We start from the raw sequence: 24,510 nt of genomic DNA, 5'->3' as shown, positions 1-24,510 counted from the left end.
ATGATTTCGCACTGAAATGATACCCTTGCGCAATGATTAGAAATCGAACATTCTCTAAACGAGCCCGCAAAGTAATCTTGTGAAATATAGGGTTATGGCTATGCATGTAAAGAAACGCAAAAAGCCGCGAGGATCGCTCCCCGCGGCGTTGTTTTACGCAATTAACAGCTGATGATTCGCCAGCAGCGTTGCCAGGTCCGTCTGCACACCGTTCAGCGTCACCAGCGTGGTTGGGGAGAACTGACCGCCGGTGCCGTCCAGATCAACCTGGATCTCGGTGTTGCTGCCGTTCTGCACCACACGGATGTAATCGGCGATGTTGCCTGCGCTGCTGTCCAGTGTTGCGACGCCGTTCACGTAGCTCGCCGAGCCGGTGCCGGTATAGCCGCTGTCGGAAAGCAGGTCGCGCAGATCGATACGGTCCGTATCCGCGGTCCCTTCCCAGGTGCCGACGGTAAAACCGTTCACCACATCGCTGCCGTTGCCGCCCGTCGCGTCAGACGCGTTGATCAGCTTATAGAGCAACGTATCGTGACCGCCGCTGCCGATGTTGAAGGTGTCGTTCCCGCCCCGACCTTCGAACTGGTTATCACCGCTGTTGCCGGTAATCACGTCGTCGTAGTCAGAGCCGTTAATCCCTTCAATATTCAGCAAGCGCGTGGTACCGAACCCGGTGTTCTGCGCCGTTGAGAGGCGCAAATCAACGGTTATGCCGGAGGTGGCATTGCGGTAATCCACTACGTCCATACCGCCGGTATTGCTCCAGGTGTCGTAGTCGGAATGGGTATTCCAGCCGCCGGAGCCGTTATAGGTATAGGTGCCATCCTCTGCGATAAAGGTGTCGTTATACCCGGTACCGGTAATGGTTCCGCTGTGACCACCGGTGGCCGCTTCGGCGGTGAGGACATAGCCCTCTTTGCCGTTGCCCGCGTCCAGACCGGTCCAGGTGACGTTATCCGACACCCCGTTGGTGATCTTCACGATCTCCGCCGAGTAGGTTTCGCTCGGGTCCAGCCCGTAGAAACTCACCAGCGCAGAAGTATCGTTCGACCCGATACCAGACTGGGCGTTGATGATCTGCGAGGCCACCAGCACGCCCGCGGCGTTATACAGATTGACCGTGTTGCCGTAGTAGGCATTGATGCCTTCGCTATCGACGATATGCAGATGCATCGCGGTGCCGTCGTCAATGGTTTTGCTGTTTTGCACCAGCACCACCTTGCCGTTTTGCTGAGATACCAGCAGATCCTGCGCACCGTCCCAGTTGTAGTCCACCGCGGCCACGCCGGTGACGTTCGCCAGACCGGACGCCAGCTGGCTTGAGGTCCAGGTTGAGCCATAGCCGTTGTTGGTAAACAGCGTCGCCGTCTGGGAGCTGCCGTAGGTGTTGAGCTTGATGATGTCCATCTGCCCGTCACCGTTCCAGTCTACCGCCACCGACAGATAGCCCGCCGAGGCGTTAGAGGCTTCCACCGCGCTCTTGGTGGTGGAAAGCTGCCCGGTACCATCGTTGTAGTAAATCACCCCGCCGTTGTTGTTGTAGCTGCTGCCGAGGTACAGATCCATGTAGCCATCGCCGTTAAAGTCCGCCCACGTCATGGAGGCAGCCGTGGTGGTATTCGAGGCGTTGGCCACAAACACGTTGGTCAGGTTCTGGCCAATAGAGAGCGTACCGTTACCGTTGTTGTTAATAACAGTGAGCGAGTACGCCCCGCTGCGGTTGGTATGCTGCACGATATCCACGGTGCCGTCGTTGTTCAGGTCGACGCCGGAAATTTCACGCCCGGAATCGAACTGACCATAGAATCCACCTTCCCCGCCGGTGCCATCCGGCGACAGAACGCCGTTGTTATTCACCAGATAGGTCAGGGAGTCCATACCGGCATCGCCGTAGGCCAGATCCAGATAGCCATCGCCGGTCTTGTCATAGGCAATCACACCGCCGTACCAGATGGTGGTCCCCATTGCCAACTGGCTGGCAGTGTAGTTGCTGCCATCGTAGGTCCACATCACCTGAGTAGAGCCCGAGTAGGTGTTCTCAGTGGCGAAAATATCCTGGGTGCCGTTACGGTCAAAGTCAGCGGCAGTCTGGCTCACCACGTAGTAGCTACGTGTGTTAGTTAACGTATTCCCGGCATAGGTTGAATCATCGCTGCTGGAATAAGACTGTCCGTTAGCAATGATATTCCACAGACCGCTGCTGTTCATGCCGAGGGTCATGGTTGAGTTGTTGCTATTCCCCGCCGTGGTGGCCCAGTCGGTATTCACCGACGTGGTGTCGATCACCAGGCTGCCGGTTGCCGTGCCGGTGGTGTTACCGTTGCCCGCGCTGCTCTTCACCTGCGCGGTTACGCCATAGCTCGCCACGCTCAGGGTATCGCTGTCCGGGATCTGCAGATACCAGGTATTGTGATCAGGGTCGACGACCACCGCGCCGCCGGTCTGCGACGTATAGGTTTTCCCGTTCACAATCACCACCAGATATTCCCCGTTCACCAGGTCCGCTGACACCGTGCCGTTGATAATTGGCGTGGTATCCGAGGTGGTCTGGGCGGCAATCGTCGCCGTGGTGGTCGGGATGCTGGTATCGACGTTCAGCACAAAGCCATCCGATTCCGTGTAGTTACCGGCTTTGTCGGTGACGCGCAGAATGTAGGTATGATTCCCGTCAAGCAGGCCGTTGTCCTGATAGGACCAGCTTGCGCTGCCGTTCATTGTGACCTGGCCCAGCAAGAGCCCATCCCGGTAAAGCTGTACGATTTCGCCGTCTTCCGGAGCGCGGTTAAGCGTACCGTTGATCAGCGGCGAGGTATCGTCCGTCGCGACTGACGCGCCGTACGTGCCCGTACGTTCACCTTCCCCGTCGGTATAGCTGACAACCGTTCCCACCGTGTCAGGCGGTGTGGTATCGACCGTCACCACCTGCGATGAGGTCGAACCTACGTTGCCAGCCTGGTCGATGATACGCACCTGGTAGGTGTAATCCCCGTCCGCCAGATCGCGGGTATCGGTGTAGCTCCAGCGCTGGTTGGTGACGGTAGTGTCAATCCAGGTATTGCCGCCGTCGAGGCTGATTTGCACGCGCTCGTCGCTGGCCAGCGCACTGCCCAACGAGCCGTTGATCGTCAGCGTGGTGTCCATGGTGATGAAATCACTCCCGGACTGCCCGGTGTCTTCGCTGATGCTGTCAATGGTGATACCGTACTGCGGCGCCTGGGTATCCACCGTCACGTCCTGCGTGGTGGTGGCCCCGACGTTGCCCGCCTGATCGACAACCCTCACCTGGTAGCTGTAGCTGCCGTCGGTCAGGGTACGGGCGTCGCTGTAGCGCCACTGGGTACCGCTTACCGTCGCGTAAACCCAGGTGGTACCGCCATCCATGCTCACCTGCACATACTCGCCCGCGCCAAGCTCAGCCCCAAGCGTCCCGTTCAGGGTGTACGAGGTTGAACTGGTCAGGAAGTCGTTGTTATCGAAGCCGGTATCGACGGTAATGTTATCCACGGTCACCGTAATTGCGGCATCCGGCGCGACCGTATCGACCGTCACCTGCTGATGGGCGCTTGACCCCACATTGCCCGCCGTATCCACCACGCGAACGTAGTAGTCATAGGTCTGGTTACCCAGCGTACGGCCATCTACGTAGTACCAGCTGTTGCCGGTGACGATCACGTTCTGCCAGGTGACCCCGCCGTCGATGCTGATCTGGGCATATTCGCCGTCGGCCAGCGTTGCACCGAGCGAGCCGTGCAGCGTCAGGGAAGTATCATTGGTGATAAAGTCGCTGCTGCTCAGGCCGGTATCGTCGCTGATACTGTCGATAGCGATCGTTTTGCTGGCGTCCGGTACAACGGTATCAATGGTGACCACCTGGCTGGTGGTGGCGCTGATATTCCCCGCGTCGTCAATCACCCGCAGCTGATAGTTATAGTCACCGTCGGCCAGCGTACGGCCATCGACATACGTCCAGCTCAGGCCGCTGACGCTCACGTCGGTCCAGGTTGCGCCGCCGTCCAGACTGATCTGAGCGTGGTCGCCGCTGCCCAGGGCCGCGCCGAGCGTCCCTTTCAGGCTGATCTGATTGTCGCTGGTAATGAAGTCACTGTCGGACAGTCCGGTATCCTGCGAGATGGAATCCACGGTAATAGTCGTCGCCGCAGGCTTCGTCAGATCAATTACCACGTCCTGGCTGTCCGTTGCCCCGACGTTACCCGCGTTATCGATAACGCGCACCTGGTACTGGTACGTACCATCCGTCAGGGTACGGCCATCGGAGTAACGCCATGTGGTTCCGGTCACGGTCAGGTCAATCCAGGTCGTCCCGCCGTCGAAGCTGATCTGCGCCTTCTCGTTATTGCCGAGCTGCGCGGTCAGCGAGCCGTTGACCACCACCTGAGCATCGTTGGTGATGAAATCACTCGCGCTCAGGCCGGTGTCATTTTGCAGCGAATCAATGCTGATGCCCATTGATGGAGCGGTCAGATCGACGGTGACGGTGTGATCGTCGCTGGCGCTGTTACCGATGGTATTGCTCACCTGGGCGTTAATCACATAGGAACCGCCGTCTGCCAGCGCGGTGACGTCTGCGCTGCCGACGGTGTAGCTCCAGCTGCCGTCGCTCTGCACGGTCGCCGTGTAGGTTTTGCCGTTCAGCGTAATGGTCACCGTCTGGCCCGCCGGCGCGTCGGTGGTGCCGCTGACAACCAGCGGCGTGCCGTGTTCAGCCGCACTGACGATGTCATCTTCGGCGAAGGTATTAATGGCGATCGTCGGGACATCACCGTTGAGTGTCACGTCGTGCGTGGCGCTGCCCGGATTACCCGCCTTATCGTTCACCGTCGCGGTGAGGGTGTAATCCCCGTCGGTCAGGCCAAGGAAATCACGACCCGGCACGAAGACGGACCATGTACCGTCCGCGGCCACGGTCGCCTGATAGCTATGACCGTTAAAGGCCACGGTGACCGTCTGCCCTTGCTCTGCGGTAGTCGTGCCGCTGATGGTCTGGCCCGCCAGTTGCTCGGCGTTGTTGACGATATCGTCATCGGCCACGGTGCTGATGGTGACGGTTGGCGCGACGGTATCGACCGTTAAGGTATGTGTCGTCTGGCCATTGTTACCGGCTTTATCGTTGACCGAGGCGGTAACCGTCAACGCGCCTTCGCTCAGCGCAGCCAGGTCTGCCGCCGGAACCTCCAGCGTCCAGGTACCGTCATTCGCAACGGTTGTGGTGTAGGTTTTGCCACCCAGCGTGACGGTCACCGTTTGTCCTGCTTCCGCGCTGGAAGAGCCGTGCACGGTCAGCGGCTGCTGCGCTTCTGCTGCATTCAGGACATCGTCGCCCGACAGCGTATTCACACTGATCACCGGCGCGGTGGTATCCACGCTGATGCTGTGAGTCGCCGAGGCGCTGTTGCCCGCGCTGTCCTGCGCAGAGACAGAGACCTGATAGCTCGCGCCATCGGCCAGCGCGCCCACGTCGGCGGCCGGTACGGTGGTCGTCCAGGTGCCGTCGCTCTGAATGGTAGCCGTATAGCTCTTACCGTTCAGGGTGACAGTGACCTGCGTACCGCTGGCGAACTGCGCACTTGAGCCGTTGATGACCAGCGAAGCGCCCGCTTCTGCCGCATTGATCACGTCATCGCCACTGAGAGTGTTGACGGTCAGCGCCACGGAGGCCGTGTTCACCACGACATCGTGGGTCTGAGTGCTACTGTTGCCCGCGCTGTCGGTGAGGGTCGCGCTGATGGTCACGGTGCCGTCGGTCAGGGCAGAAATGTCGCTGGCAGGAACGCCCACGCTCCAGTTGCCGCTGGCATCCACGGTGGTGGTGTACTGGTTCGAACCTATGGTGACGATCAGCTTATCGCCAACGCTGGCGCCGGTTGCGGTGCCACTTACGATCTGCGCCTGCCCATGCTCCACGCTGTTGATGACGTCATCGCCCGCCACGACGTTAAAGCTGATAGTCGGCGGCGTGGTATCAAGCGTAATCGCTTTCCCCGCGTTGCCCGGGTTACCCGCGGCGTCACTCACGCTAACCTGCACGGTGTAGCCGTTATCCGCCAGAGCGGACAGATCGGTGGCTGGCACGTTAACGCTCCAGACGCCGCCCTGCTGAACCAGTGCAGTGTAACTGTTCCCGCCAAGCGTTACGGTCACCGTCTGACCGACTTCAGCCGTAGTGGTGCCGGAAATGGCCACGCCCGCAGCCGCTTCGCTGCTGTTGATCACGTTGTCGCCGGCTACCGTGTCAATCGTCACGGTTGGCGCCGTGGCATCCACACTGTACTCCCGGCCCGCAGACGCGCTGTTGCCGTTCACATTGGTCACGCTCACCTGTACGCTGGCGTCGCCGTCTTTCAGACCCGCAAGATCCGAGGAAGGCACGGTCGCTGTCCAGTTGCCGTCGGCATCGACTTTCGCGGTGTAAGACTTGCCGCCAAAGGTGATGGTCACGGTCTGGTTTTCTTCCACATTGGACGTGCTGCCGGAAAGCACCAGATCCGTGCCTTTCTCCGCCGCGTTAATCACGTCGTCGGTGGCGATGGCATCGATGCTGATGGCAACGGTCGCCAGATCGACGGTGACATCGTGATTGATGGATACCGGGTTACCCGCAGTGCTCTGGCCAGCCACGGTGACGGTCACCGTGCCTGCGGCCAGGGCGCCTACGTCTGCCGCCGGGATCGCTGCGCTCCAGGAGCCGTCTGCCAGTACCGACGCGGCATAGGTTTTGCCATTGACGGTCACGGTGAGCGTAGTGCCTGCCGCAAGCCCGTCACTTGAACCAGTGACAATCAGGTTCTGACCATGCTCAATGCTGTTGATCACATCATCGCCCGCCACGGTATCCACGCGCAGCCCCGGGAGGTTAGCGTCGATAGTGACATCGCGCTCGCCCGTACCCGTGTTGCCATGGCCATTAGTGACGGTTGCTGACACGGTCAAATCGCCGTTGCCCAGCGCCGTCAGGACTGACTCCGGCACGTTGACGGACCAGGTCAGATCGCTCTGCACCGTTGCGGTGTAATCATTTCCGCCGATAGAAACCGTCACGGTATTGCCCGCTTCAGCATTCGCTACTGTGCCGCTGATGACCTGGCCCGCGGCCACTTCGGCCGCGTTGATGACATTATCGCCCGCCACGGTGTTGATGGTGACGCTCGGCAGCGCGGTGTCGACCAGCAGGTTCGCGGTGTTGCTCACGCTGTTACCCACGCCGTTGGTGGCCGTCGCGCTCAGGGTGTAGTTAGCTTCCCCCAGCCCCGCCAGATCCGCCGCCGGAACCGTCAGGCTCCAGCTGCCGTCTGCCGCGGTTGTCGCTGTGTACTGCTTGCCGTTCAGAGTCACGGTGACGACGGTGCCTTCCGCCAGGTTGGCGCTGATGCCGCTAACGCTCAGATCCTGGCCTTTCTCCACCGCGTTCAGCACGTTATCGCCGCTGATGGCGTTAAAGCCCACGGACGGCAGACCGGTGTCCACGGTCACGTTATGCGTGCCGCTGCCGGTGTTGCCCGCCGCATCGGTGACTGACACAGTAACGGTCACGGTGCCGTCGCTGAGGCCGGAAATCACGCTGGCCGGTACGCCCACGCTCCAGTTGCCCGCTGCGTCCAGCACGGTGGTGTAGGTCTGGCCGCCGATAGTGACGGTGACTTTGTCTCCCGCCGCCGCGCCGGTCGCGGAGCCGCTGACAATCTGCGCCTGAGAATGCTCGGCCACGTTAATGACGTCATCGCCCGCCACGGTGTTGATGGTCACCGCAGGAACGGTCACGTCTACCGTCAGGTTGTGGTCAACGGACGCCGGGTTACCCGCTTTATCGCTCACGCTTGCGGTCACGGTAACGCTGCCGTCGCCGAGTGCTGCCAAATCTGCGGCCGGAACGTCCAGCGTCCAGCTGCCGTTGGTGCCTACGGTTGTGGTGTAGTCCTTACCGTTCAGCGACACGGTCACCGTCTGGCCCGCTTCCGCGGTGCTGGTGCCGGAAACCGTCAGGTCAGACTGCACTTCCGCGGCGTTCAGGATGTCGTCAGAAGCAATAGTGTTGATGGTCACAGACGGCGCGGTAGCATCCACGCTGTACTCGCGGCCCGCAGAGGCGCTGTTGCCGTTCACGTTGGTGACGCTCACCTGCACGCTGGCGTCGCCATCCTTCAGGCCAGCCAGATCCGCAGACGGCACGGTATAAGTCCAGTTACCGCTGTCATCTACGGTGGTGGTATAGATTTTACCGTTCAGGCTCAGGGTCACGGTCTGCCCGGCTTCCACGTTGGTGGTCGCGCCGGACAACACCAGATCCGCCCCTTTCTCCGCCGCGTTGATCACATCGTCGGTGGCGATGGCATCAATGCTGATGGCAACGGTCGCCAGATCCACCGTTACATCGTGGCTGATGGTGATCGGGTTACCTGCCGCGCTGTCGCCGGTGACGCTGATTTTCACGGTGCCTTCCGGCCACGCGCTCACGTCCGCTGACGGAACGGCCGCGCTCCAGGTGCCGTCTGCCAGTACCGTTGCCGCGTAGTCTTTACCATTGATGGTAACCGTCAGCGCCGTGCCGGTTGTCAGCCCGTCGCTGGAGCCTGAAACGATCAGGTTCTGCGCGTGCTCGATGCTGTTGACCACGTTGTCGCCCGCCACGGTATTCACGCGCAGGCCCGGCAGGTTGGCATCGATAGCGATCTCGTGCTCACCGGTACCGGTGTTACCGTGGCCGTTGGTGACGGTTGCGGTCACGCTCAGACTGCCGTTGCCGAGTGCGGTCAGTACGTCAGATGGGACGTTTACGGTCCAGGTGAGATCGCTCTGCACGGTTGCGGTGTAGCTGTTGCCGCCGATAGACACCGTCACGGTGTTGCCCGCTTCAGCATTCGCCACGGTACCGCTCAGGGTCTGCCCCGCCGCCACTTCCGCCGCGTTAATAACGTTATCGCCCGCCACGGTGTTGATGGTGACGGTCGGCAGCGCGGTGTCGACCAGCAGGTTCGCGGTGTTGCTCACGCTGTTACCCACGCCGTTGGTGGCCGTCGCGCTCAGGGTGTAGCTGGCTTCACCGAGGCCTGCCAGATCTGCCGCCGGAACCGTCAGGCTCCAGCTTCCGTCTGCCGCCGTTGTGGCCGTATAGTTTTTACCGTTCAGGATCACAGTCACCACCGTGCCTTCCGCAAGGTTGGCGCTGGTGCCACTGACGTTCAGATCCTGACCTTTCTCCACTGCGTTCAGCACGTTATCGCCGCTGATGGCGTTAAAGCCCACGGACGGCAGACCAGTGTCCACGGTCACGTTATGCGTGCCGCTGCCGGTGTTGCCCGCCGCATCGGTCACGCTGACGCTGACCGTCACGGTGCCGTCGCTGAGGCCGGAAATCACGCTCGCCGGTACGCCCACGGACCAGTTACCCGCCGCGTCCAGTACGGTGGTGTAAGACTGGCCGCCAACGGTGACGGTAACTTTATCGCCCGCTGCCGCGCCGGTGGCGGAGCCACTGATAATCTGGGCCTGAGCGTGTTCAGCCACGTTAATGACGTCATCGCCCGCCACGGTGTTGATGGTCACCGCAGGTACGGTGACGTCCACCGTCAGGTTGTGATCAACAGACGCAGGGTTACCCGCTTTATCGCTGACGCTTGCGGTCACGGTGACGCTGCCGTCAGTTAATCCGGCCAGATCCGCCGCCGGGACGTTCAGCGTCCAGATGCCGTTTGCAGCAACCGTCGCGGTATAGTCTTTACCGTTCAGGCTCACGGTCACCGTCTGGCCCGCTTCGGCGGTGCTGGTGCCGGACACCGCGAGGTCAGCCTGCGCTTCCGTGGCGTTCAGGATGTCGTCAGAAGCAATGGTGTTGATGGTCACGGATGGCGCGGTGGCATCCACGCTGTACTCACGGCCCGCAGAGGCGCTGTTGCCGTTGGTGTTGGTCACGCTCACCTGTACGCTGGCGTCGCCGTCCTTCAGGCTCGTCAGGTCAGCAGATGGGACGGTCGCTGTCCATTTTCCGTCTGCATCCACGGTCGCGGTGTAGCTCTTACCGCCAAAGGTGATGTTGACGGTATGATTCTCTTCCACATTGGTGGTGGTACCCGAAAGCACCAAATCCACGCCCTTCTCGGCGGCGTTAATCACATCATCAGACGCAATGGCATCAATGCTAATGGCAACGGTCGCCAGATCCACCGTCACGTTGTGATCGATAGAGACCGGGTTCCCGGCGCTGCTCTGGCCTGCAACGGTGACGGTAACTGTACCTGCCGCCAGGGCACTTACGTCCGCAGAAGGGATAGCGGCACTCCATGTACCATCAGCCAGTACGGTTGCCGGATAGGTTTTGCCGTTGACGGTGACGGTCAGCGCGGTACCTGCGTTCAGGCCATCGCTGGAGCCGGTGATGATCAGGTTTTGCGTATGCTCGATGCTGTTAATGACATCATCGCCCGCCACGGTGTCCACGCGCAGTCCCGGCAGGTTGGCGTCGATAGTGATGTCGCGCTCGCCCGTTCCGGAATTGCCCACGTCGTTGGTAACGCTGGCTAACACAGTCAAATCACCGTTACCCAGCGCGGTCAGAACGTCGGACGGCACGTTAATCGACCAGGTCAGATCGCTCTGCACCGTTGCGGTGTAGCTGTTGCCGCCAATCGTAACGGTCACGGTATTACCTGCTTGCGCATTCACCACCGTACCGCTGATGGTTTGGCCTGCGGCCAGTTCGGCGGCATTGATCACATCGTCGCCCGCGACGGAGTTGATGGTTACGCCCGGCAATACGGACTCTACATTCACGGTATGTGACGCGCTGGTGCTGTTGCCAATGCTATCCGTTGCAGACGCCGTGACGGTGTAAAGCGCTTCGCCCAGTTGACCGACCTGATCCGCAGTAACGGTGGTTGTCCACTGCCCGTTGGTATCGACGGTGGCGCTGTAGGCTTTACCGTTAAGCATCACGGTCACGACTGCGCCCGCAGCCAGACCAGAAGCAGTACCGGAAATGGTCAGATCCTGCGTTTTCTCGGTGTTGTTGATCACATCGTCACCGGACACGGTGTCGATGGTCAGCACCGGAGCGGTCAGGTTGACTTCAACCTCATGCGTCGTACTGTTGCTGTTTCCTGCTTTGTCGGTCAGTGCTGCGGTGATGGTGTAATCCCCGGCGGTCAGTGCATTGACATCCGCCGCAGGCACACCCACGCTCCAGTTGCCGGAGGCATCCAGGGTGGCGGTGTAAGATTTGTTATTGATGGTGACGGTCACCACATCGCCCGCCGCCGCACCGGTCACGGAGCCGGTGACGATCAGCGCCTGCGCGTGCTCAGCGCTGTTGATCACGTCGTCGTCGGAAACGGTGTTAATGGTCAGTTGCGGCACCGTGGTATCAACCAACACATCGCGATCCGCCGAGGCCGGGTTGCCCGCTTTATCGGATACGGCTGCGCTGATAGTGTAGTTACCGTCGGCAATCGTACCCAGATTTGCAGACGGTACGGTGACGCTCCAGCCACCGCCAGACTGCACGGTAGTGGTGTAGTCCACGCCGTTCAGCGTCACGGTCACGGTCTGTCCGGTTTCGGCATTCGTCACGCCGTTGATGACCAGATCCTGCTGCGCTTCGGCGGCGTTGATGATGTTGTTATCGCTGACAATCTCGATAGACACCGTCGGCGCGGTGGCATCCACGCTGTATTCGCGGCCTGCCGACGCGCTGTTACCGTTCACGTTGGTCACGCTGACCTGCACGCTGGCATCGCCATCTTTCAGTCCGGCCAGATCCGCAGACGGCACGGTCGTCGTCCAGTTGCCATCGGCATCCACGGTCGCGGTGTAGGACTTACCGCCGAAGGTGATGGTGACGGTCTGGTTCTCTTCCACGTTGGTCGTGGAGCCCGAAAGCACCAGGTCCGCACCCTTTTCCACGGCGTTAATGACGTCGTCGGTGGCAATGGCGTCAATGCTGATCGCCACCGTCGCCAGATCGACTTTCACGTCATGGCTGATGGAAACCGGGTTACCTGCCGTGCTCTCGCCTTCCACGGATACGGAGATCGTGCCTGCGTTCAGCGCGCTCACGTCTGCCGCAGGAATAGCTGCACTCCATGTCCCGTCCGCCAGCACCGTTGCCGCGTAGGTTTTGCCGTTGATGGTCACGGTTAACACCGCGCCGGTTGCCAGACCCTCGCTGGTCCCGGTAATGATCAGGTTCTGGCTATGTTCGATGCTGTTGATAACATCATCGCCCGCCACGGTATCCACGCGCAGGCCCGGCAGGTTGGCATCAATCGTGATGTCGCGCTCGCCGACGCCAGTATTACCGTGGCCGTTGGTGACGCTGGCTGTCACGGTCAGTTCGCCGTTACCGATGGCGGTTAAGACATCAGACGCTACATTGACCGACCAGCTCAGATCGTCCTGAACCGTCGCCGTATAGGTGTTGCCACCGATATTAATCGTGACAGTGTCACCAATCGCGGCGCCGTTCACTTTACCGCTGAGAGTTTGTCCGGAAGCCACTTCCGCCGCATTAATCACATCATCAGTGGCGACAGGGTTAATGGTCACCAAAGGCAGTGCGCTATCAACCAGTACGTTGTGGCTGGTGCTCGCGCTGTTGCCTGCGGTATCGGTCACACTTGCCGTCACAATGTAGCTGGCTTCACCCAGCGCCGAGACGTTTGTCGCGGGAACGGTGACGCTCCAGTTACCGCTGGCATCGGTGGTGGCAGTGTAGTTGATGCCGTTCAGCGTCACGGTGATGGCGGTCCCGTCCGGCTGATTGCTGGTGCCGGAGAGGATGACATCCTCACCTTTTTCAGTGGCGTTGATCACGTCATCGTCCGCAAGGGTATTGATAGCAATCACCGGTGCGGTCAGGGAGACGTCAAACTCATGCGTCGCGGTGCTGCTGTTACCCGCTTTATCGGTGAGGGTCGCCGTGATGATCTGCTCACCATTGACCAGCGCACCCACGTCTGCCGCCGGAACGCCCACGCTCCAGCGGCCGGAGCTGTCCAGCATTGCGGTGTAGTCTTTGCCGTTCAGGGTTACGGTGATGACATCACCTGCCTGAGCGCCGCTCACGTTACCCGAGACGATCAGCGCCTGGCCGTGCTCGGCAATATTGACGATGTCATCACTCGCCACGATGTTAAAGCTGATCTGCGGCACAGTGGTGTCAACCAGCACGGACGCCCCCGCGCTGGCTGGGTTACCCGCTTTATCGGATACCGTCGCCGTGACCGTCGCGTTGCCGTCGGTGATCCCCGCCAGATCCGCGGCCGGTACGTCCAGCGTCCAGCTGCCGTTCGCCTGCACCTGCGTCGTGTACTCATGGCCGTTAAAGGTCACAGTGACCGTCTGACCGGCTTCGGCAGTGGACGTGCCGCTCAGGGTCAGATCCTGCGCCGCCTCGGCTGCGTTCAGCATATTGTCGGTGCTGATGGTGTTAATGGTCACCGCTGGTGCGGTGGTATCCACGCTGTATTCCTGCGCTGCCGAGGCCGAGTTGCCGTTCACGTTGGTCACGCTGACCTGCACGCTGGCGTCGCCCTCTTTCAGTCCGGCCAGATCCGCAGAAGGCACAGTCGCCGTCCAGTTGCCGTCGGCATCGACCGTGGTGGTATAGGTTTTACCCGCGAAGGTAATGGTGACGGTCTGACCCGCTTCAACGTTAGAGGAACTGCCGGAGAGCACCAGATCCTGGCCTTTTTCTGCCGCATTGAGCACGTTGTCATCGGTCACACTGTTGATGCTAATCGCCACCGTGGCGAGATCGACATCCACGACGGTGCCAATGTTCACCGGGTTGCCGGAGGCATCATGCGCGCTGGCGCTGATGGTGAGCGAGCCGTCTGCCCACTGGGACACGTCCGCCGCAGGAACCGCAGCCTGCCAGGAGCCGTCCGCCAGGATCGTAGCGGAATACTCTTTGCCGTTAATGGTCACGGTGACGATGCTGCCCGCCGCCAGATCGGTGCTGGTACCGGACACAATCAGGTTCTGCGCGTGTTCAATGACGTTAATCACGTCGTCACCGGCTACGGTATCGATACGCAGGCCTGGCAGCTGGGCGTCAATGGCGAAGTCCAGGGAAGAAGAACCGGTATTGCCGTGCGCGTTGGTAACGCTGGCCGAGACGATCAGGTCGCCGTTACCGAGCGCGGTTAACTGGCTTTCGGTTAACGGCAGGCTCCAGGTGAGATCGTCCTGTACGATGACGGTATAGGTCTGGCCGCCGAGGGTAATCGTGACGGTATCGCCCGCGGCCGCGTTACTGACTTTACCGGTCAGGGTTTGCCCTGCCGCCACTTCTGCCGCGTTGACGATGTTGTCGCCTGCGAGCGTATTGATGGTGACTACCGGCAGCGAACTGTCCACCAGCACATCGTGCGTGGCAGAGGCGCTGTTGCCCACATTGTCGGTGACACTCGCCGTCACGGTATAACTTGCTTCGCCCAGCGCGCTAACCGCAGACGCAGGCACGGTGACACTCCAGCCGCCGCTGGCGTCGGTGGTGGCGATGTAGTTAATGCCGTTCAGGGTCACGGTGATGATGGTCCCTTCCGGCTGGTTGCTGGTCCCGGAAAGCAGCAGTTCTTCGCCTTTTTCAGTGGCGTTGATCACGTCATCCGCCGCCAGGGTATTAATACCGATTTCCGGGGTCATGGTGTTCACCACCACGTCCAGGGTGTTGCTGCCAGTATTACCGGACTGGTCGGTCACAGAGACGTTAATGGTCAAGGTACCGTCAGCCAGTCCCTGTACAACAGACGCAGGCAGTCCAAGGCTCCAGTTACCCGCAGCATCCACCACCGTGGTGTAATCCACACTATTGATGGTGATGGTGACCAAATCACCTGCAGCCGCCCCGGTGACGGAGCCACTCAGGATCTGCGCCTGAGAATGGGCGATTTGGTTGACGGTGTTGGTGTCGGTGACAAAGTCGTTGATGGTCACCTGCGGTACGGTGGCATCCACCAGACCCACGCGATCCGCGCTGCTGCTATTGCCCGCCACGTCACTGACGGTTGCTGTCACGGTGACGGTGCCATCAGCCAGCGCACCTACGTCAGCGGCCGGTACGTTCAAGTTCCAGGTTCCGTCCGTCTGGACGGTGGTCTGGTAAGATTTACCGTTCAGCGTCACGGTGACGGTCTGTCCCGCCTGGGCATTACTGCTGCCGCTGACGACCAGATCCTGCTGCGCTTCCGCCGCATTGATGATGTTATCGGACGTCAGGTTGTCCAGCGTGATAGTCGGTGGCAGCGTATCGACAGTGACAACGCGCGAAGCCTCTGCGCTATTGCCGTTGACATTGGTGACGCTCACGCTCACCTGCGCACGTCCGTCAATCAGCGTTTCCATGGCGCTGGCCGGAACGGTCAGGCTCCAGGAACCATCCTGCTGCACCTGTGCGGTAAAGGTTTGCCCGGCAAATTTAACCACCACGGTCTGACCGGCTTCCACGCCCTGCGTCTGACCCGACAGCGTAACATCCGCGCCTTTTTCGGCCGCGTTCAGCATGTCATCGCTGCTAATGGTATCAATGGTGACCGCTACGGCGTTCAGATCCAGTTCGATAGGGTGTTGCGCGGAAACGGTATTGCCCCACGCGTCCTGCGCGCTGACGTTCACCGTAATAGACCCTGCCGTCCAGGCCTGAAGATCGGATGCAGGAACGCCAATTTGCCAGTTGCCGCTGGCGTTTACCACGGCGGCATAGTCAACGTTGTTAATGGTGACGGTAATCTGTGTGCCTTCAGCCAGATGGGTACTGGAGCCGGTCACGGTCAGATCCTGCTGCTGTTCAATGGCGTTGATCACGTCATCGCCAGAAATCGTGTTAACGCGCAATCCAGGCAGCTCGGCATTGATATTGATGTCACGCTCGCCGGTGCCGGTATTGCCGTGCGCATTGGTGACCGAGGCGCTGAAGGTCAGATCTCCGTCGCCAAACGACTGAAGATCAGCGGATGGGATTTTCACGCTCCAGGTCAGATCGCTTCCGACTGTCGCGGTGTAGCTTTTGCCCCCCACGGAGACCGAGACGGTATCGCCCGCCACCGCGCCGGTGACGCGTCCGCTGAGAGTTTGATCAACCGCCGCTTCCGCGTTATTGACCAGATTATCGCCCGCAAAGGTGTTGATGATGACCTGCGGCAGCACGGTATCGACCAGCAGACTGGCCTCGGCCGAGCCGCTGTTGCCTGCGCTGTCCGTGCCGCTCACGCTGACGGTGTAAAGCGTGTTCGCCAGATTCAGTACGTCGGAAACCGGCACCTGAACGGACCAGATACCGTTTTCGACCGTAGCCTGATAATTAACGTTGTTCAGCGTCACGGTGATGGCGCTGCCGTTTGGCAGATTGCTGGTCCCGCTCAGGCTCAGCGGCTGCATTGCCTCCTGCGCATTCAGGACGTTATCCTGGCTGATGGCGTCAATAGTGAATTCCGGTGGATTGCCGCTGAGCGTAATGCCGTGGGTGGCGCTGCCGGTATTACCCGCCGCATCGGTCACGGAGACGGAAATACTGTGGCTACCTTCACCCAGTGTGCTCAACACGGACGCAGGTACGCCCACGCTCCAGCTGCCGTCCGCCTGCACCACGCCGGTGAAGGTCTGACCGCCAAGGGTAACCGTGACCACATCGCCCGCCGCCGCCCCGCTCGCCTTGCCGGAAATAATCTGAGCCTGCCCCTGCTCGTCGGTGTTGAGGATATTGTCGTCGGCTACGGTATTGATCGTCACCACCGGGGCAACGGTATCAACGGTGAATTCAGCGCTGGTTGATGCGCCATTACCCGCTTTATCACTGACGTTCACGGTTAACGTGTGATTCCCATTCGCCAGAGACTGCACCTCGCTGGCAGGCAGCGTCACGGACCAGGTCCCATCGTTGCCGACCGTGGCGGTGTGGTTTTTACCGTTCAGCGTCACGGTGACAATCTGGCCCGCTTCTGCGTCGGTTTTACCGGTCAGCGTGAGCGCTTGATTGTGTTCAGCGGCGTTGATGATGTTGTCCTGAGCGATCGTATCGATGGACAGCGTTGGCGCAACGGTGTCGACACCAATCGTCTGGCTGCCGCTCACGGTATTTCCCGCCGCATCTTTACCGCTGACGTTGACCGTCCAGGTGCCATCGGCCAGCGCCTGCGCATCGGCGGCAGGCACCGTCACGCTCCACGCGCCGTTTTCGCCCACCTCTGCGGTATAGGTTTTGCCGTTCAGCGATACGGTCAGTTCCGTTCCCTGCGCCAGGTTTTTGCTGGTGCCGGAAAGCGTAAAGCCCGCAGATTGTTCGCTGGCGTTAATCACGTTGTCGACAGCCGTGGTGGCGAGCGTCACGGTGGCATCGGCCGTTGAGACGGTCACGGTGATGCTGCCCGCAGACGTGGTTTTACTGCCGTCGATTTGCACGACAGACCAGGTATGTTCCCCGTCCGTCTGGGTCGGGAGTTTTACGGTCCAGGTGCCGTCCGTACCCACCATCGTGCTGGCAATGGTGCTGCCGCTGCTGTCTTTAACCTGAATGGTCGCGCCGGGTTGCCCGGTACCGCTAAAGGTTGGGGTGTTATCATCCGTGACCTCTTTTGCACTCAGCACCCCCTGCTTATCACCCGCTTTATCCGTCAGTAAAAATGTCGGCGTAGCGCTTTCTACTTCTTTCGTATTATCAATAACTTTCGTTTTGGTTTCACCATCACCACCGTTAGCCAGCAGGGCACCGATCGCGCCGCCTCCTAACGCTGCACCAGCAATCCAGCCCCACGGCGCATCGCTTAAAACACTTCCCTGCTCCAGGAAAGGTTCAATGCTGCTAATGGGTGTGGCCTGCGCGGATAATTCGGTAACAGCAACGCCTGACGCTTCCCCGGTATCGGCAAAAGAAATATGAGTGAGTTCCTGATTATCGTTAAATACCAGTTCTGACTGGTTATGGGTTTCAGGATCTTCAACAAAATAGTTATTGCAGCGAATAACGCTGCCATCTTTCATATAAATGAGGAGATCTTTACCCTGGCGGACATAACGTACCACGTCCTGCGCAGAACCCTGGATTTCAATCACGCTCGGTGACGAAATAGAGACCGACAGATTTCCCTCGCCAGTTAATTTCGTTTTCTCCGCCGTTTTGCGAATGATCACATCAACAACTTTTACGTTACTCATATTCTTCTCCTTGCAGGTGTACGGATTCCTGTGGATATGTCCACCAGATGGATGTAGCTATCCCTGGGAAAAATCACCCATTATTGTCAGACTTATTTCGCACCGGCAGGTGCGTGTTTTTTTAACTTAAATCAGGTAATTTAGCGGCAACATTTTTCTCGACTCCGATAATCGGCATTAAATTATCAACCGCGGAAGCATAATTAATCGCCGAACTCCAGGCGTCATATTCAGCCATTATTTTCGCTGAGGTGGCAGCCCAGACATCCTGTTCAACGCTGAGCAAATCGTTAATGCTGCGTTTGCTCAGCGTATATTCATTTTTGTAGACATCGCGGGCACGTAATGCGCTTTCCAGCTGAAGCCGTCCAGCTTCCATTCTCCCGCGAGCGCCAGTCCAGTCAGCCTGCGCAACAGAGGCCTTTTGCAATACGTCGAATCGCGCCTGGTCAACCTGAGAGGATGCCATCGCCCGTGCGCCTTCTGCCTGGCGCACGCGTGCCGATACTGCGCCGCCCTGATACAGCGGTGCATCAATATTGAGTTGAATTTGGTCATCCCAGTATGAGCGATTGTCTGACTCATAACGGGTACGCCCCCCTTTCAGGCTTAAGGTCGGCCAGTGCTGAGACTTCGCCGTTTCCACGCCATACTGTGCTGAACGTTCCATGTTCTGCGCGGCCATCACCACAGGGATGACGGAGTAATCAATGCGATTAAGTGAATCCGGCTCAACGGCCAACGACTCGGGCACGGGAGCGTAGTTTTCAGCCTGCATACCCGTTAATACCCCAAGTCGAGCGCGAGCACTGTTCAGGGCAGCGTTGTATTGCTCTACCGTTGCCTGCATCCCGGCGATACGCGTCTGGGTCTGAAGTTCATCAGACGTGGAACTCACCCCGGCATCCGCACGCAGCTTTGCCAGCTGCGCGACGTTTTTGAGCGCCTGCACATTCTCTTTCGCGGCCTGCAATAGATCGCTGTAGCGCTTAACCTCTACATAGCTGAGGGCCGTTTTTTCTGCGACGTCAGAGAGCGTGCTCATTAACTGATAGCGGTAACTGTCGCGTTGAGCAGAAGACTGGCTGATGCTGTTATTGGTTTTGCCAAAATCATAAATCAGCTGCGTCAGGCTCAAACCCCATGCGGCCGAATTACGCAGCGAGCCGCTGGAATCCGTGGTTTGGCTGTGCCCCGTACTGCCGTTTAATGATATTTGCGGCATCCAGCCGCTGCGCGCTTCATCTATTTGCGCCTGGCCAATGCCCAACTGTGCAGCCTGAGAGCTCACGGAGGGATCGCGATCGATTGCAAAAAGAATACTTTCTTTTAAGGTGGTTCCGGCAATCGGCGCAATACCCGCCAGGCTGCTATTGGCACAAGCCGTGTTCACCGCCAATGTAATAAAGGCTACAGCGACTGACATTCTGAATAACATGTAATTTTGCAATATAGTCATTTTACCCCCCCTGACTCTGAGTGCTGACGAACAACCACCCCCAAATAGGTAGTGATAAATAGACAAATATTTGTCTCTCCATTTTGGCTAAATTTAAGATGAAATTGCCCCACCCCATTTCAAGTGAGAATGAGAGTCAACCAGATAACAATTTAAATTAGGAGTTTACTTATTTTTTTTAACTCGTTAGCAGCATAACAAAATGATTAAAATGTCACTACACCCACAATGTTAATAAGGTGTTGCAAATAAGAAAATTTATAAGGTTTCTGTACAATAGGGGAAAAATAGACTTTCAAATGAAACAAATAAAGCTATTGTTATTTAAGTAAAATTCATAAAACAGGAGCTGTACATTTTTGGGTTAATTTCATCGCGCGTCATACACAAAGATTTTCAAATAAGCGTCAATTTAGGTAACTTGCAACATAATAATTTTATTTTTCACTGGACAAAATTCAAATGACGTAATTATGCTCCAACCTAAAAATGAAAAGCAGACGGTTATTCTTATATAAATCCATAATCCGGTTAGTTAAACCAATAAAACATACACAAAAATCAATAACACTGCATTCATACCTTAAAACAGATTATTAACTCCACATTGATAACGCTAACAAACTATGCTCGCATAATGGTTACCCTGATCGCTGTGGAACATCACGCCCACGGACTTACCGTGAGTTTTTCATGGTGAGTCTGCTGTCCGGTGAAAGCGACATTGCCCAACCCACTGGTTTTCTTGCGAACGACTCGTTCATCCGCCTACATCAAACACCCTCTGCATTTAAGATAATACCAAAAACAGTAATGATAATTATTTGCATTCTTGTGGTATGTTGAATGCGCTTATAACAAGACATATTTCTCATGGCGGAAGGTAAGACGCAGTACGTGGGGAATAACCTGTGGCTGCATTGAGATGCAGCATCAATACAGTTTATGGAGATAAGATGAGACGAATTTCAGTCCGAACAATGCTGTTGGCTTCCACTATTGCGATATCAACCGCCACAACGGCATACGCCGATAGCCAATGGGTAGCAGCCAGCACGACCTTTCCGGGAAGTATCCGTGCCGGATCACGGGAAGTTCCTGTTAAACCCGGAGATAAAACGGTTATAACCATTAAGAGCCTGCAAGCGGGGGCGACCGTCACCATGCTGAATGGTACTGAAGTCCTGACACCGAAACCACTGACCGCCGACGAGAAGGGAAACCTCACTATTCCGCTAAACGTTCCGGCTGATGCTGCTACAGGCCTTCATCCACTCACTGTGATCACGCAGAATCCCGCGAGCGTTTCGCAGGTTATGCTGAAATTATCCCAGGTTGTTCCCCCGAAAAACACCGAGGTTTTCAGGCTGCAAACCGTTCCCGTCGGTGAGCGGGCTTATCAGTCGGCAATTTCGGCCGACGGGAAGCTGTTCGTGACCTCTGCACGCGGCCCAAAGGATGGTAGCCGCCTGATGAGACTGAACGCCGCAACGCTGGCTGTCGAAGCAGAGGCTACGCTGCCTAAAGACAAAAAAGGTGAGCAGATTGGTGTCTTCGGCGTCGGTGTTGATAATGCCCATCATCATGTCTGGACGACGAACACGCTTGCCGAGACGGTGACCGTTTATGACGCCAGGACCCTTTCCGTTGTGAAAGTCTTTCCCGAGGGATCTGTCGCACATCCACGCGATGTGATTGTTGATGAAGCCCACAATCGGGCCTATGTCAGCGCGGCATTGACCGGTTTTATCGAGGTATATGACACAAAAACGCTGGAACACATCGGTCAACTGGAGTTCGTGGTGGAGCGCGGAAAAAACCTGTTTAACAATACCGATCTTGCCCTCGACAGTGCTGGTGGGAAACTCTATGGCGTCAGCCGCGATACGCCATGGGTAGGTTGGATTGATCTTAAAACGGGCAAGAGCACGACGGTGAAAGTACCTGAAGCGCAAGGCGCAACCGACATCGCTCGCGATCCGAAGACCGGCCGTCTTTACGTCGTTTCCCAGGAGACGAACAATGTCGTGGTTCTCGATGCGCAAGGCAAGGTCATCGCTGATACTTACATTGGTGCCGGGGGCGTATCTGTCGTCTGGGATCCTGTGACGTCGCAGGTTTTCGCCGCCACCCGTGCAGGCGGGACCGTAGCTGTTCTGGACAAGGACGGTAAACTGGTCGCAAATATCCCGATGGATGAAACGCCAAACCACCTGACCGCCGCGCCTGATGGCGCCGTTTATCTGGTGTCCATGTATGGAACTGCCGGGGATAAAGCTCAAACAGGTTCAGTGACAAAAATCACGTCTAAAAAATAGCGACATGAGCCCGCTACGTTATTCGCGGGCAGACCGGCTGACATTATGATTAACCCCTGCCACCTATGTGGTGGGGGTATGTACCCGGATTATCTGACCGAGTTACGGTTGAAGTACAGTATACAGAAGCGCTGCCATGCCCCAGAAGGCATGAAATCAAATTAGTCCTGCCCTTCTTCTTTACCGTAGTAAAGCTGACCGATTTTGATAAGAGAACGGCCCTGGGATTTGCGGTGCAGGTTGCTGTCACGCAGTGAATAAACGCAACCGCAGTACTCCTGCTGATAGAACTGCTCGCGTTTGCTGATTTCAATCATGCGGGACGAACCGCCCTGCTTGCGCCAGTTATAATCCCAGTACACCATGCCCGGATAATGCGCGGCAGCTCGCTGTCCGCACTCGTTGATTTGCTGCATATTCTTCCAGCGCGAAATGCCCAGCGAACTGCTGATCACGCTGAAACCATTTTCAGCGGCGTACAGCGCAGTCCGCTCAAAACGCATGTCAAAACACATGGTGCAGCGGATACCACGCTCGGGTTCCCATTCCATGCCTTTGGCGCGCTCAAACCAGTTGTCCGTGTCGTAATCTGCGTCGATAAACGGTACGCCGTGTTGTTCAGCAAAGCGAATATTCTCATCCTTACGAATCAAATACTCTTTCTGAGGATGAATGTTCGGGTTGTAGAAGAAGATGGTGTATTCGATTCCTGAGGCCTGGATCGCCTCCATCACTTCACCAGAACAGGGAGCACAGCAAGAGTGCAGCAGCAGTTTGTCTGCCCCGTCAGGGAGTTCCAGTTTAGGGCGTTTGAAATCAGCAACGGTCATAAATATATTCGTTTGAGTAATGAGACTTGCAAGTAGTGTAGCATCAGAGCAGAGCTATCAGGAATAGCGGTACAAACCGAGCAATGTCTGTTCCTGGCACCAGGCCAACTGCCGGATTGGATAGCTTTGCTATCGCACCATTTTACTCACAGCACAAAGCGAACCTCAAAATAACAAACGGGTGCCCTCATCCCGCCGACTTAGGACGTAAATTCTCATCAAACTCCAGCCGTTTACGGCCAGGCTCTTCCTCACGCAGCGGCTCTACCTGGTGCATGGTCAGCTTACAGCGTTCAACCAGAACCTGATATTCTCGTGTTCCCTGCATTTTCCACTCAATTTCCTGAGCACTGAGTTCACGTATCGCTTTCGCCGGGCTGCCAATAATCAAATGGTTTGCTGGCATCTCCGCTTTTGCTTTCACAAACGCCGCGGCGCCCACGATACTGTTTTCGCCGATCACGGCCCCGTCCATCACCACCGCGTTCATGCCCACCAGCGCGTTACGTCGGATGACGCAGCCATGCAAAATGGCGCTGTGGCCGATATGCCCGTCCTCTTCCACCACGGTGTCTTGTTCCGGGAAGCCGTGCATCACGCAGTTATCCTGGATATTGGCCCCATCTTTCACCACGATACGGCCAAAATCCCCGCGCAGGCTGGCATTCGGGCCAACGTACACACCTTTGCCCAGAATCACATCGCCAATCAGCACGGCGGTCGGATGAACATAACTCTCTTCAGGCACCACCGGCGTCAGGCCGTCAATTTGATAAACAGGCATCCCCACTCCTTATGCGATATTCAGGCCACCAAAGCGTTGATAATAGAGCGTGCCAGGCACAGGCAATTCGCCTACCGAGGTTTCACCTTTCTCGCTGACAAACGCCAACGCCCCCGGCGCTACGCGCTGGTAGATATTAATGCACAACTGTCTTGCGCTTTGTCCTGCCCAGTGCGCCGGGAGCAACTCCTCCGGCAGCAGCGGATCTTTAAGCACCACACGACGATAAAAGTGAATCAGTAACAGCTGGATCTGGAAGCAACGTTCCGGCGTCAGCTCTTCCGGCGCGGCCTCTTTTAGCAGCGGTAGCAACGGGCGGAATGAGTCGATAAACGCCTCGTACATCGTATTCTGTTCTGTTAGCTGCCAGCACTCCTCCACGCGCGAGCGCAGAGCCGCCCGGGAAAGCGCCAGCGGTGAATGCGCTTCAAAAAAGATAACGTTTTCCGCTACGCCCGCGTCATGCAGCAACGACTGCACATCGGCCAGATGCTGTGAGGGAGACGCCATCAGGCTCGGGGCCAGCGTGCCAAATCCCTGCCAGATCAGCTGTTTTTTCACATCAGCAAGGGTGGTTTTGTCCAGCCCTTCAGACAATAACAACAGCCATTTACCGTCCCAGGCGGGCAGCTCGGCACGGTAGATTTTATTTTCCGCGCGACGGGTCAGCCTCAACCCTTTATCGCTCAGGCGGTAAAAACTGCGACGCCCGATGCGGGACACATCCAGCCAGCCCTCTTTGTTGAGGCGAAACAGCGCGGTACGCACAAATCGTTCGCCAAAGCCCATCCCTTCGAGCAGTGCGGCAAGGCTTCCAAGCCAAATCTCGCCACCGCGATGGGAAAGCGCATCACCATAAAGGGAAGAAATAAGCGAAGTACCACTGATGGGAACCGAGCTAACAGCGTGCTGGATAAAGGCGTCGAGTTTATTCATGTGATTCATTCTGTTGTGATTTTT

The 24,510-nt window shown here is 57.7% G+C and carries 6 protein-coding genes and 3 pseudogenes; 1 reads left to right on the top strand and 8 read right to left on the bottom strand.

Translation table 11 applies throughout. The features are described from left to right. Positions 1 to 153 precede the first annotated feature (153 nt). The 5 genes and pseudogenes from M987_RS16200 to M987_RS24720 form a co-directional block, all read right to left on the bottom strand. On the bottom strand, positions 154 to 17,079 hold the full coding sequence (locus tag M987_RS16200) for an Ig-like domain-containing protein (RefSeq protein ID WP_425591333.1): 16,926 nt from the start codon (positions 17,077 to 17,079) through the stop codon (positions 154 to 156). Positions 17,080 to 17,106: 27 nt separating this feature from the next. Next, positions 17,107 to 17,592: pseudogene (locus tag M987_RS25305) on the bottom strand (Ig-like domain-containing protein); the annotation flags it as partial. A gap of 222 nt (positions 17,593 to 17,814) precedes the next feature. After that, positions 17,815 to 18,159, bottom strand: a pseudogene (locus tag M987_RS25300) (BapA/Bap/LapF family prefix-like domain-containing protein); the annotation flags it as partial. 121 nt (positions 18,160 to 18,280) lie between these two features. Continuing rightward, positions 18,281 to 19,618, bottom strand: coding sequence for a TolC family outer membrane protein (locus M987_RS16195; protein ID WP_014070183.1), 1,338 nt, complete (start codon positions 19,616 to 19,618; stop codon positions 18,281 to 18,283). A gap of 628 nt (positions 19,619 to 20,246) precedes the next feature. Then, positions 20,247 to 20,370 (bottom strand): annotated as a pseudogene (locus M987_RS24720) (IS3 family transposase); the annotation flags it as partial. Positions 20,371 to 20,574: 204 nt separating this feature from the next. Between M987_RS24720 and M987_RS16190 the strand changes: the two are divergent. Then, complete coding sequence (locus M987_RS16190) at positions 20,575 to 21,936, top strand: YncE family protein (RefSeq protein WP_014070182.1); 1,362 nt, start codon at positions 20,575 to 20,577, stop codon at positions 21,934 to 21,936. Between the two features lie 161 nt (positions 21,937 to 22,097). On the opposite strand, the gene M987_RS16185 is transcribed toward M987_RS16190, so the two are convergent. From M987_RS16185 to paaX, 3 genes are all read right to left on the bottom strand, one after another. Beyond that, on the bottom strand, positions 22,098 to 22,766 hold the full coding sequence (locus M987_RS16185; RefSeq protein ID WP_014070181.1) for an epoxyqueuosine reductase QueH: 669 nt from the start codon (positions 22,764 to 22,766) through the stop codon (positions 22,098 to 22,100). Positions 22,767 to 22,953: 187 nt separating this feature from the next. Continuing rightward, the gene (paaY, locus tag M987_RS16180) at positions 22,954 to 23,550 is read right to left on the bottom strand and encodes a phenylacetic acid degradation protein PaaY (protein WP_014070180.1); all 597 of its coding nucleotides are present in this window, start codon (positions 23,548 to 23,550) and stop codon (positions 22,954 to 22,956) included. 9 nt (positions 23,551 to 23,559) lie between these two features. Next, positions 23,560 to 24,495, bottom strand: coding sequence for a phenylacetic acid degradation operon negative regulatory protein PaaX (gene paaX, locus M987_RS16175; RefSeq protein ID WP_014070179.1), 936 nt, complete (start codon positions 24,493 to 24,495; stop codon positions 23,560 to 23,562). Positions 24,496 to 24,510: the final 15 nt, after the last annotated feature.

It is taken from the genome of Enterobacter soli ATCC BAA-2102, from assembly GCF_001654845.1.
GTDB classification, from domain to species: Bacteria; Pseudomonadota; Gammaproteobacteria; order Enterobacterales; family Enterobacteriaceae; genus Enterobacter; species Enterobacter soli.
Note: the sequence above shows the minus strand (reverse complement) of the source record. Positions and strands in the feature narration are given on the sequence as shown.